Here is a 391-nt window from a genome sequence, read left to right as displayed (position 1 = left end):
CGTCCGGGTCGCCCTCGAGGCCCTCGTCGAACTGGGTCTCGACCCGCGCGGCGTCCGAGGCCGCCGAGTCCGGGGTGGCCGCGACGGGCACCGCCTGGGCCGGTTCGGTCTTCAGCGTCGCCGCGACGATGATCCGCTGCTTCGCGGAGTACTTGGGGTGACACGCGGTGAGCGTGAGGCGGTTGTCGCCCGCATCCGCCAGCACCTCGACCTGCGAGGGATCCACGATCCACCAGGCCTGATCGGTCTCGCCTGGCGCCGGGATCACCACGTAGGTGAACTCGCCCTGCGGTGTCGTGATCGCGATCTCGTCGCCGGGGACGAGCTCGTCGATGCGGTTGAACGGCGCACCGTAGGTCGTGCGGTGACCGGCGATCGCCGAGTTGCCGGC

Annotated in this window: 1 protein-coding gene; it reads right to left on the bottom strand. The window is 71.1% G+C overall.

The features are described from left to right. Nucleotides 1-391, bottom strand: a 391-nt coding sequence (locus Q8G36_RS28685; RefSeq protein ID WP_305275359.1) for a class E sortase, incomplete at both ends; no start/stop codon positions are given.

Source organism: Peribacillus frigoritolerans, assembly GCF_030676415.1.
In the GTDB taxonomy this organism is placed as follows: Bacteria; Bacillota; Bacilli; order Bacillales; family DSM-1321; genus Peribacillus; species Peribacillus frigoritolerans_A.
The sequence above is the reverse complement of the archived record's forward strand: the minus strand, read 5'-3'. Positions and strand labels throughout refer to the sequence as shown.